The sequence below is a fragment of the Psychroserpens citreus genome, from assembly GCF_055686305.1.
Window position 1 is genome coordinate 1,878,808 of sequence record NZ_CM145999.1, and the last position, 12,017, is coordinate 1,890,824.

At 33.5% G+C, this 12,017-nt stretch carries 6 protein-coding genes; 5 read left to right on the forward strand and 1 reads right to left on the reverse strand.

Annotated features, from left to right (window positions below; genetic code table 11):
* The first annotated feature begins 19 nt into the window (after window positions 1-19).
* The 5 genes from ACTU6T_RS08420 to ACTU6T_RS08440 all read left to right on the forward strand — a co-directional run bounded on the left by ACTU6T_RS08420 (window position 20) and on the right by ACTU6T_RS08440 (window position 11,105).
* Window positions 20-3,754 carry a metallophosphoesterase gene (locus tag ACTU6T_RS08420; RefSeq protein ID WP_460217767.1) on the forward strand — a complete coding sequence of 1,245 codons (3,735 nt, stop codon included), beginning with the start codon at window positions 20-22 and terminating at the stop codon, window positions 3,752-3,754.
* A gap of 106 nt (window positions 3,755-3,860) precedes the next feature.
* Complete coding sequence (locus tag ACTU6T_RS08425) at window positions 3,861-6,203, forward strand: TolC family protein (RefSeq protein WP_460217768.1); 2,343 nt, start codon at window positions 3,861-3,863, stop codon at window positions 6,201-6,203.
* A 7-nt stretch (window positions 6,204-6,210) separates the two neighbouring features.
* Window positions 6,211-7,290: an efflux RND transporter periplasmic adaptor subunit gene (locus ACTU6T_RS08430; RefSeq protein ID WP_460217769.1), complete on the forward strand. Its 1,080-nt coding sequence runs from the start codon at window positions 6,211-6,213 to the stop codon at window positions 7,288-7,290.
* An 18-nt stretch (window positions 7,291-7,308) separates the two neighbouring features.
* Window positions 7,309-10,428, forward strand: a complete 3,120-nt coding sequence (locus ACTU6T_RS08435; protein ID WP_460217770.1) for an efflux RND transporter permease subunit — start codon at window positions 7,309-7,311, stop codon at window positions 10,426-10,428.
* On the forward strand, window positions 10,428-11,105 hold the full coding sequence (locus ACTU6T_RS08440; RefSeq protein WP_460217771.1) for an ion channel: 678 nt from the start codon (window positions 10,428-10,430) through the stop codon (window positions 11,103-11,105). Before ACTU6T_RS08435 ends, ACTU6T_RS08440 begins: the two co-directional genes overlap by 1 nt.
* Here ACTU6T_RS08440 and ACTU6T_RS08445 read toward each other — a convergent pair.
* Entirely contained in the window at window positions 11,102-11,926 is an 825-nt protein-coding gene (locus ACTU6T_RS08445; protein WP_460217772.1) for a hypothetical protein, read from the reverse strand. The two genes, ACTU6T_RS08440 and ACTU6T_RS08445, sit on opposite strands and share 4 nt — an antisense overlap.
* Between the last annotated feature and the right edge of the window lie 91 nt (window positions 11,927-12,017).

Here is a 12,017-nt window from a genome sequence, read left to right on the forward strand (position 1 = left end):
ATAACACAAACGCTCAATAATGAAAAATTCCAACCGACTCATTACTATAATTATATTAAGCTTAATTTTTAATGCTTGCGCGACATTTAATGCACAATATAAAAGTGAGAATAGCTCAACTATTTTTCCTAATAAGGATATAGAACATTCATTTTACTTAATAGGTGATGCGGGGAATTCTGACGTTAATCATTCTAATAAAGCTATTGAGCTTTTTAAAAGAGAGTTAAATAAAGCTTCAGATCAGAGTACTGCCATTTTTCTTGGGGATAATATTTATGAGAATGGATTGCCAGAAAAAAGTAATGAAGATAGAGCATTTGCTGAATATCAATTAAACCTTCAAACCGATGCTGTTTCAAATTTTAAAGGAAGAACCATTTTTATTCCTGGAAATCACGATTGGTATAGTGATGGGCTGAAGGGTTTAAAGCGACAAGAAAAATATATAGAAGATAAAATTGGAAAAAACACGTTTTTACCAGAGAACGGTTGCCCAATTGAAAAGATTCATCTTTCAGATGATATTGAATTAATATTAATCGATAGTCAATGGTATATTACCAATTGGGATAAGCATCCTACCCTCAATGATGATTGCGATATCAAGACGAGAAATGCTTTTTTTGATGAGTATAGTAGTCTCATCAAAAAAGCGCGAGGTAAAACAACCATCGTTGCATTGCATCATCCAATGTATACTAACGGCTCTCATGGAGGACAGTTCTCTTTTGGAAGTCACATGTCGCCACTTCCTGTTCTTGGAACATTAAAAAATATAATCAGGAAAACTAGTGGTATAGCAAATGTTGATTTACAGCATAAGAGGTATAATGAATTAAAAAAACGAATTGTTACCATATCACAAGAAAACAAGAAGGTTGTATTTGTCTCAGGACATGAACATAGTTTACAATACCTTATAGAAGATAACCTTCACCAAATTGTGAGTGGATCAGGCTCTAAAGTATCTGCAACAAGAAATGTGGGAGGAGGACAATTTTCGTTTGGAACTTTAGGGTTTGCCAGACTTGATGTTTTTAAAGATGGATCATCGCATGTGCGGTTTTATTCGGCAAAAGATAATAAAGTGGTGTATGAAACAGAAGTATTTCCGCCAAACGTAACAAAAGCCTTAAAAACATATCCTAGTTCGTGGCCTTCTGAAGTTTCAGCATCTATCTATACCGATGAAGAAACCGATAAATCTGGAACTCATAGATTTTTATGGGGAGATCGTTATAGAAAATTATATAGTACCAAAGTTAGTGCGCCAACTGTAAATTTAGATACAATGTATGGTGGCTTAAAAGTGGTTCGAAAAGGAGGAGGAAATCAATCCAAATCTCTTCGGTTAGAAGATAAGAATGGTGCACAATACGTAATGCGAGCACTTCGTAAAAATGCAGTGCAGTACTTGCAAGCTGTTATGTTTAAAGATCAATATATAGAAGGTCAATTTGATGATACAGGTACCGAAAATTTAATTCTTGACGTTTTTACGGGATCTCATCCTTATGCGCCTTTTGTAGTTGGTTCTTTGTCTGATGCCGTAGGAATTTATCATACAAATCCAGTACTATATTATATACCTAAACAAAATGCTTTAGGACAGTTTAATAGTGAGTTTGGAGATGAGTTGTATATGATAGAAGAGCATACTTCCGAAGGACATAGTGATTTAGCTAGTTTTGGATTTCAAGATAAAATTGAAAGCACAGATGACATGATGAAGAAGCTTCATAAAGATGAAGATATTGTTGTTGATGAAACCGCATATATTAAAGCACGTTTATTTGATATGCTTATTGGTGATTGGGATAGACACCAAGATCAATGGCGTTGGATTGAGTTTAAAGAAAATGGAAAAAAAATCTATCGTCCTTTACCTAGAGATAGAGATCAAGCATTTTCTATCATGTCTGATGGGGCTTTACTTAGTGCTGCAGTAGCAGTAATTCCTACTGCAAGATTACTTCGTGATTATGATGATGATTTGGTTGATGTAAAAGGAGTTAACGTAGAGCCTTACCCTTTAGATATGGAACTTATTCAAGCTTCTGAAAAAGCGGTATGGGATGCACAGGTTAAGGTGCTTCAAAACGGAATTACCGACGCTATTATTGATAAGGCTTTTTTAAATTTTCCTGAAGAGGTTAGAGATGAGAACTTAACTGAAATTAAACGAAAATTAAAGGCTAGACGAGGTAATCTTCAAGCTATATCAGATCGTTATTTTAAATTAATCAACACGTTTGCGGTAATTAAAGGGACCAATAAAGATGATTATTTCACCATAGAGTGTTTGTCAGATGGAAAGGTGAAAATCACTGCACAACGTATTAAAAAAGGAGAAAAAGGCGATGTGTTTCATGAACGCACATATGATAAAGAGCACACAAAAGAAATTTGGGTATATGGTTTGGATGATGATGATGTGTTCGAAGCAATAGGAAAGAATAATAAGATTAAGATTAGACTCATTGGTGGGCAAAATAATGATAGCTATATTATTCCTGATGGAGGTAAAATAATAGTATATGATTATAAAAGTAAACCTAATAATGTCTCACAAGCGAAAAAAGGAAAACTCAAATTAAGAGACGATTACAATACAAATGTGTATGACTATAAAAAATTAAAGAATAATACCAATCAATTTATTCCAACACTTGGAGCTAATCCTGACGACGGATTTAGAATTGGCGTAAGCAATACATATACAGCTTACGGTTTTGAACGTAACCCATTTACATCTCAACATACATTTTCGGCGGGATACTATTTTGCTACCCAAGGTTTTGATTTGACTTATAATGGAGAATTCGCCAATGTTATTGGTAATGCAAATTTTGGACTCAATATACATTTTAATAGCCCTAATTATGCTGTTAACTTTTTTGGATTTGGTAATAGTACTCCTAATCCAGAGGCTGATGAAGATGATGACTTTGATGTAGATCTAGATTATAATCGAGTTAAAATTCGAACGGTTAGAGCTACTCCTTCTCTTATATGGCGAGGAGATTTGGGAAGCGAGTTTAAGGTTGGTGTATTCTACGAGTCTAATGAAGTCGAGCGTACTGAAGGACGCTTTTTGGATGATGCTTTGGGATTTAATAATAGTGTTGATGTATTACCAGTTAATGCCGATGTTTTTGATAAACAAGATTTTTATGGTGTTGATATGTCATATTTTTTTGAAAACAAGGATAATGAAGCGTTTCCAACTTTGGGTGTTCAAGTAGGCTTGCAAGCTGGTTATAAAAATAATGTGTCTACAAGTAAGGGATTTGCCTATATTACTCCAGAATTAGGGTTTGATTATAAATTGATTCCTAGCGGTCAAATTGTTTTGGCAACAAATTTAAGAGGGCATTTCAACTTGGGTGATGATTTTGAATTTTATCAAGCGGCTACCTTAGGTGCTAATTCAGGATTAAGGGGATACAGAAATGAACGCTTTACTGGTAAAAGCGCTTTTGTTCAATCTACTGATATACGATGGAATTTTATGGATTTAAAAACAGGATTATTGCCTATTAGTATTGGTGTTTTTGGTGGTGCAGATTATGGACGAGTATGGGTTGATGATAGTTTAGTCTTTGATAGTACTTTTAATGAGAATAATTGGAACACCTCTTTTGGAGGAGGTTTTTTTGTAAATATGGCTAATATGATGAATGCGAATGTTTCAGCTTTTAATAGTGATGATGGGTTGCGAATTGCATTCAAACTTGGTTTTGGGTTTTAGCAAGAAGCCTTAATGATATAAATTTTATAAGGATTTGTTTTAGAGTTAACTTTATTCAGAGATTAAATAAAATCTTTCGTAACTTTAGGTATTAACTCAACCATAAATGAAAAAGCAACTAGTATTATTCTGTTTCTTCTGTCTAACTATTTCTTTATTTGCACAAAAAAGCGATTATCATATTGGTATTTTGCTAGATAACCGTACAGAGCAAATTAATCCTTTACTCCAATCTATGCAAAAACAAATTATTGCAGTAGTAGGTGAAGATGCTAATATTATTTTTTCTGAAAACAATATTCTTGTCAATAACTACAGTATTGAAAAAGCAAGAGAGAATTATAATAGGCTTGTTTCTAATAATACGGATATAATTCTTGCATTTGGCGTTGTTAATAATGAAATCGTAAGTAAACAATCTTCTTATAAAAAACCTACTATTTTATTTGGAGCCGTAAATAGAGATTTTAGCACAATAGATTTAACTAAAAAGACCTCTGGAATTGAAAACTTCACCTATTTAATAGAATCGGAATCCTACAATGAGGATTTTATTAAGTTTAAAGAACTCACAAATTATAAGAATCTAGGTATATTGGTTGAAGATCATATGGTCGAGTTACTACCACTTAAGGATACATTTGATAAAGAGTTTGAAGCCTTAGACGCAACATACACCCTAATTCCATTTAAATCTGTCACAGACATCACTTCAAATTTGAATGATGTAGATGCAGTCTATTTAGCAAGCGGCTTTTTTTTAAAAGAAACAGAAGTTAAAGAGTTAGCGCAAACCTTCATAGATAAAAAGCTACCATCTTTTACTGCAAATAGCATTAAACAGGTAGAGAATGGTCTTTTAGCAACTAATCAATCTGAAGATAATCTTGACCAATTTTTTCGTCGAATTGCCTTGTCGGTAGAAGGGTATGTTACTGGAACTCCATTGTCAGATATGCCAGTCTTAATAGAATCTAGTGAGCGTTTAACCATGAATTTTAATACGGCAGAACTAGTTGGAGTTCCAATTAAATATAGTTTAATAAATGATACAGATTTTGTTGGTGAGTTTAAAAATGTAATTTCTGAAAAACAATATAATTTATTAGAATATATTAATGCGGTTATTGCGCAAAATTTGACCTTAGAATCTATCCAAAAGGACGTGGATTTAAGTAGGCAAGATGTGAAGTTTGCTAAAAGTAATTATTTGCCAAATCTTACTGCTGCTGCAAATGGAACATATACCGATCCTGATTTAGCTGAAATTAGCAATGGTCAAAGCCCAGAGTTTCAAACAGCAGGAAACATTACTTTACAACAAACAGTATTTTCTGAAGCAGCTAATGCAAACATTTCGATTCAGAAGAGCCTTCAAAAAGCGCAACAAGAAAACTTAAATGCTGAACAACTTAATACAGTATTTGATGCATCTAATGTATACTTTAATGCACTTATTCTTAAAGCTAACCTGCAAATACAAGCTAGTAATTTAGATCTTACCAGGCGTAATTTACGTATTGCTGAACAAAACTTTAAAGCTGGAGAATCTGGTAAAACAGACGTATTGCGTTTTCGTAGTCAGATGGCTCAAAACACACAGTCTATGGTAGAGGCTGTTAACCAATTAGAACAAGGGTTTGTGAGTTTAAATCAACTGTTAAATAATCCCGTAAATACCGAAATTGATATTGAAGATGTAGAATTAGATGCAGGTCTTTTAGAAAATTATGATTATACCAAGTTCATTGATTTGCTTGATGATCCTTCTTTAAGAGATCCGTTTATAGAATTCTTGATTCAAGAGTCGATTATAAATGCACCAGAATTGAAAGCTTTGAATTACAATTTAGAAGCGACCGATAGAACTATAAAATTAAATGGGTCTGGACGATTTTTACCAACCTTTGCATTGCAAGGACAATACAATAGAATATTTGATAGAAGTGGGGTTGGAAGTACTGCTGCTCCTGGGTTTTCTTTGTTAGATGATAATTATAGTGTGGCTCTAAATGTTTCCATTCCTATATTTAACAGCAATCAAAATAATATAAACAAACAAACTGCAATTATTCAAAAAGACCAGTTAAATATTAATAAAGAGAATACAGAATTGGCACTTTCAGCTAATATTAGAAGTTCTGTATTGAATCTTGTAAATCAAATATCTAATATAGAATTGTCGAAAGTGTCGGAGGAAACGGCTGAAGAGGCACTCGATTTAACTCAAACTTCATATTCTAATGGTGCCGTGAACATAGTTCAGCTTCTTGATGCTCAGAATAATTACCTTAACGCACGATTAGCTCGAGTTAGTGCTGTATATAACTATTTAATTAATGCACTTCAATTAGAGCGCTTTTTAGGGTATTATTTTTTGTTAAATACCGATGACGAGAACGCAGCATTTAATCAACGTTTTTTAGAGTTTTTAAATAATAGAAATTAACTAACATATGAAACATATCACCAACCTTTGCCTTTTTATTCTAATTGTACTGTTTTCATGTGCTGAAGAAAAAACAGTTGAAAAAAAATTCGTTCGACCTGTAAAATACCAAGAGGTAAATTATCTAGGTGGTGGAAAGATTAGAACTTTTAGTGGAACAGCACAAACAGATAAGATTATCAATCTGAGCTTTCGAAATACAGGAATAATTACTCAATTTGACATTAAATTAGGTCAAAAAGTTAAAAAAGGACAGTTATTGGCTAAACTTGATAATGTACAATCACGATTATCGTATGAGCAGGCTGTTACAGAACTAAATAGTGCGGCTTCACAGATGAATACTACTAAACTTGCTTTGAATAGAGTGCGCTCTCTTTATGAGAAAGGGAGCTCATCATTAAGTGATTTTGAATCAGCAAAGAATGCCTATAAAACTGCCCAACAAAGCCACGAAGCTGCAAAGCGTGGTGTAGCAATACAGCAAGAACAGGTGCGATATGGATATTTGTATGCGCCAGAAGACGGAGTTATTGCTGCGATTACTTCAGAAATAGATGAAAACGTTAGTCCTGGTCAAGCCGTTGCTGTATTAAATGCTGGTCGTGATATGGAAATTACATTAGGTATACCAGAAAGTGTAATTAACGGAGTTCAAGAAAATATGATGGTTAATGTTAGCTTCACGTCACTTTTAAATCAAATGTACAAAGCTAAAGTAACAGAAGTCGCTCCTGCTGTAGATAGGAACACGGCAACATATCCTGTTAGGGTTACAGTTGCTAATCCAAGTGATGATATTAAGAGCGGTATGGCTGCTAACGTGACGTTCGATTTTGGAGATAAAAATGCTGCTAAATCTGTTCTTGTTGTTCCTTCAAATGCCGTTGGTGAAGATAGTAATGGACGTTTTGTGTTTCTTGTTGAAACAGAAGGTGAAATAACAACTGTAAAAAAGCAGAAAATAGATGTTGGTGATTTAACAGTAGAAGGATTTGAAGTTACATCAGGTTTGGATGTTGGACAAAAAATAGCTACTGCTGGATTACAAACTTTATTAGATGGTCAAGAAGTTAGACTTCAGTAATTCGAAATAACCAACCAAATGAATTTAGCACAATTTTCAATAGAAAAAAATAGAATTACGTTTATGGTCTTGGGAACCATTGTTCTCATGGGTTTGATGATGTATTCTAGTTTGTCACGAGATAGTATGCCTCCGTATACGGTGAGAGTTGCAACAGTAGTATCTCAATTTCCAGGCGCTGGACCTGAACGGGTTGAACAACTAGTAACAGATAAAATTGAAAAAGTCGCTCAAGAATTACCTGAATTAAAGGAGGTGGCTAGCACATCGCGTTCTGGATTATCTGTGGTAAATGTCACTCTTAAAGATGAGGTTAGACCAGAAAAAATGCAAGCCGTTTGGGATCGACTCAGACGAAAATTAAATGATATTAGAGGCTTACCGCAAGGGGTTAATCCTGCTTTGAAAGATGATGGGATTGGAGATGTGTATGGTATTGTCGTTGGCTTGACTTCCGATGGGTATTCTTATGCTGAAATGAAATCCTATGCCGATGATATTAAAGATGCACTTATCAAGATATCTGATGCAGCCAAAGTAGAAATAGGTGGTGATCAGGAAGAACGAATTTTTGTTGAGTTTGACAATACGCGTTTGAAAGAATATGGGCTTTCGGCATCTAAATTGCAACAGTCTATTTCAGCTACTAATATTTTAAATTCTGGAGGTCAAGTTAATCTAGGAGATGAACGTATTATCCTTGAGCCAACTGGAAATTTTAATTCAGTTGAAGATATAAGAAATATGCTTATTTCAGTTGGTAATTCAGAGGGGACTCAACTTGTGAAATTGGGAGATATTACTACAGTTGAAAAGGGATATATTGACCCTCCTACTCAAAAAGTTCGTATTAATGGAAAGGACGCTATTTCTCTTCATGTTAATTTAAAAGAAAATGCTAATGTCATTTCTTTAGGAGAAGAAGTCAATCGTGTTGTTGATGAATGGCAACAAAAACTACCTGTCGGTTTAGAATTGACCAGAGTATCTTCTTTAGACACTTACATTGATGTTAAAGTAAGTGATTTTATTGTAAACCTGATGCAATCGATAGCTATTGTGCTATTAGTGATGCTCATTTTCTTAGGTGTAAGAACAGGTTTAGTTATTGCAAGTTTAATTCCAATTGTTACAATCATGACCCTGATGATTATGGGACTTATTGATATGGGATTAAACCAGGTGACATTGGCTGCACTAATCATGGCGCTCGGAATGTTAGTAGATAACGCCATTGTTGTGGCAGAAACCATTATGGTAAAAATGGAACAAGGGATCGAAAAGAAAAAAGCGACAATTGATGCTTTTTCTGAATTATGGATGCCTTTATTAATATCTACCTTAACCACGTCTGCCGCATTTTTAGCATTTTATTTGTCGCCTACAACTATGGGAGATATTGTTGGGCCAATATTTGTTGTTATTACTATTGCTTTGATGTCCTCGTGGCTTATTGCTTTAACTGTAATTACATTATTCTGTTACCTGTTTTTGAAGGTGAAGCCAAAATCAGAACGAAAACCGAGTTTAATAGATAGAATAATTAATACACTTAAATCGTATTATAAAGACTTGATTTTAATAGCATTGACTAATAAATGGAAAGTCATTATTGGTATTTTCTTAATATTCTTTGCGTCTTTATATGGCTTTACTAAAATCCCGTTTATTTTCTTTCCTGATAGTGACCGAAATATGATAACAATAGATATCAATTTGCCAGAGGGGAATAAAATAGAGAGAACTACTGAAGTTGTGCAACGTATCGAAAAATATATGGCAGATTCACTTCAGGTTAATAGTGAACGTATCAGTGGAATATCTGATTGGTCATCTTATATAGGTGAAGGCCCAGAGTCTTATGATCTTGGTTATTCTCCTGATGAGGCCAATTCTAATTATGCGCATATCCTTGTAAACACCTCTTCATTTAATGAAAATAACGCAATGATTGAAAGGCTGGATAATTTCACCTTCAATAATTTTCCTAATGCAGATATCAAAGTAGGAGCTTTAGGTTCTGGAGGCGGTGGAACTCCTATTGAAATTAAAGTGTCTGGTCAAGATCCTGATGAATTATCTTTAATTGCTGAAGCCATTAAGCTAAAGTTGTCTACAATTTCAGGAACTAAAAATGTAAAAGATGATTGGGGACCAAAGAGTAAGAAGTTTTTGATTGAAATCGATCAAAATAGAGCACAGACAGCAGGAATTTCTAGTCAAGATATTGCGACTTCTTTACAAACAGTATTAGATGGTTTTCAAACTGGTGAATATAGGGAAGATGATAAATCCATTCCTATTTTAATGCGAAGTGATGTGAATCAGCAACAAACTTTAGGTTCGTTAGAAACTTTAAATATTTATTCTCAAAATACAGGTAAAAGTGTACCGCTACTTCAAGTAGCCTCAATTATACCTCAATGGCAATATTCAAAAATTAAACGATTTGATTTACGTCGTACAGTTAATGTAACTAGCGAATTAAGAGCTACAGGAAACGCTTCTGCAATTACAGCCGAAATCACACCTTGGTTAGTTGAGCAACAAAATTCCTGGCCTCAAGATTACCGTTTTGAGTTTGGAGGTGATGCTAAACAAACTGCTGAAAGTATGGGGTCTGTTATAGGCTATTTACCAGTATCAGGTTTTATTATTGTACTCCTTCTCATCATACAATTCAATTCAGTTAGGAAAATGACCATGGTTGTACTTACTATTCCATTGGGTATTATTGGTGTCGTTATTGGTCTGTTGGTTTTTGGAGAAGCCTTTGGATTTATGCCATTTTTAGGAGTTATTTCACTTGCTGGAATTGTAATTAATAATGCAATTGTTCTTATTGATCGTATGGAAGTAGAACAACGAGATTTAGGTCGATCCGAACATGATGCTGTCATTGCTGCTTGCTTGCAACGTTTTAGACCCATATTGTTAGCCACATTTACAACAGTACTTGGACTCATCCCATTATATATCTCTGGAGGAGAGATGTGGGAAGGGATGGCTATAGGAATAATGGTTGGACTTTTATTTGGGACTGTAATTACCTTATTATTTATTCCTTCATTGTACAGTGTGCTTTTTAAGGTAAATTATACGGCCTATGAGTTTAATGAAACATTATTAGAAGAGTAATGTATAAAGAGTTATATAAGCATAGATTTGAAATATTTTTTGCTACACAATTGTTTATTTTGTTTGGATCCTTGTTATTTCCTAGTGATTTTTTTGAAAACAAACTTATCCCAGTTTTGTTTTTAATTAATACTCTCTCTGGTATTCTATTGGTTTCAAAAAAGAAGAAACTGATGTGGTTTATTATTATTCTATTTGTAATATCTCTTGTTGTTTTTGGAGGTAGTATGTTGAGCAGGAAAGCTGATTTTCAAGAGAATTTTTTAATAAGACTGAGTGTTTATTTCGTGTTTTATCTTTTAGTTACTTACCGAATTATATTGCAGATTTGGAAGGCAAAACGGGTTAATAATTTAGTAGTTATAGGATTGATGAGTGGTTACATTTCATTAGGTTTTTTGGCCTTTTTTATGTTTACAACCATCGAGTTAGTAGATCCTAATTCATTCAAAGGTATTGTAATAGATGCTAGTCAATCCGCCATTGGATTAGATGCTATTATGTATTATTCATATATTACATTAATGACTATTGGATATGGCGAAATTGTTCCAATAACACCAATCGCTCAAAAGGCTGCAATCTTAACAGGCTTAATGGGGCAATTCTATTTAGTGATTGTAACGGCAATAATAGTTGGAAAGTATATTCAGCATAATACTAAAATTGATGACTAATTTATTTTAAATTGGTATACATTTCCACCTTCATGTTTAGTTTTTTCATCGGTTATTAAAAGATCATTTTTTCCTATGAAATTAATGCCTTCTTTTTGTGAATCATGTTCAAATGTAATGGCTTCAATGGTTCCATTGAAAAAATCATCAGCACTAAACCCAGTTAATTTCCATAATCTGTCGTGATTTAATAGAACTACAGTCTTGCCATCTTTACTTATATCTGCTGAAGTAACTTTGGTGTTTTTTCCTTTGAGCTTGATTTCAGAAATGAAAGTGGCTACATGATCTCCAATTTGATTTGGAACTCTAATTAGTTTACATTTTTTATGATTCTTACTGAACATATAAAAGAATTCATGATAAACAAAGAACGACTCAAAATCCTCAGATTTCATGTCTTTTGGTAAAGTAAAGGTTATAACTTCTGCATGAGTAGAATTGCCAACTTTGCTCGGATTGGATACTTTGTAAATTGCAAAATTCTTGCGTTTTTTTGAATTGTTTCCAAAATCTCCAATATAAATGTTTCCGTCATCATCTGAAGTCAAATCTTCCCAATCTATATTTTGAATATTATCAATAACAATATCTTTGATAATGTTGCCTTTTTTATCTAAGCCGTACAAATTATTCTTGTTGCCAGCGTCTTCAATGACCCATAAGATAGTTGGATGGAACGTTTTTTCTATCGCTGATGTTTCTTTTAAATCAGATGGTAAATCGGCTATGACATTGAGCTTCCCAGTTTGGCATGAGGCGATTAGAAAAAAAGTAAGACAAATTAATGTTAATCTAAACTTCATAATAATTAATTTCATGTATACATATCATTTTTCAATAGAAAACGAAATCTAAATCATTAAAGATATTATAAATCTTTATTTGTTGTATGATCTTAAACTGAAATTT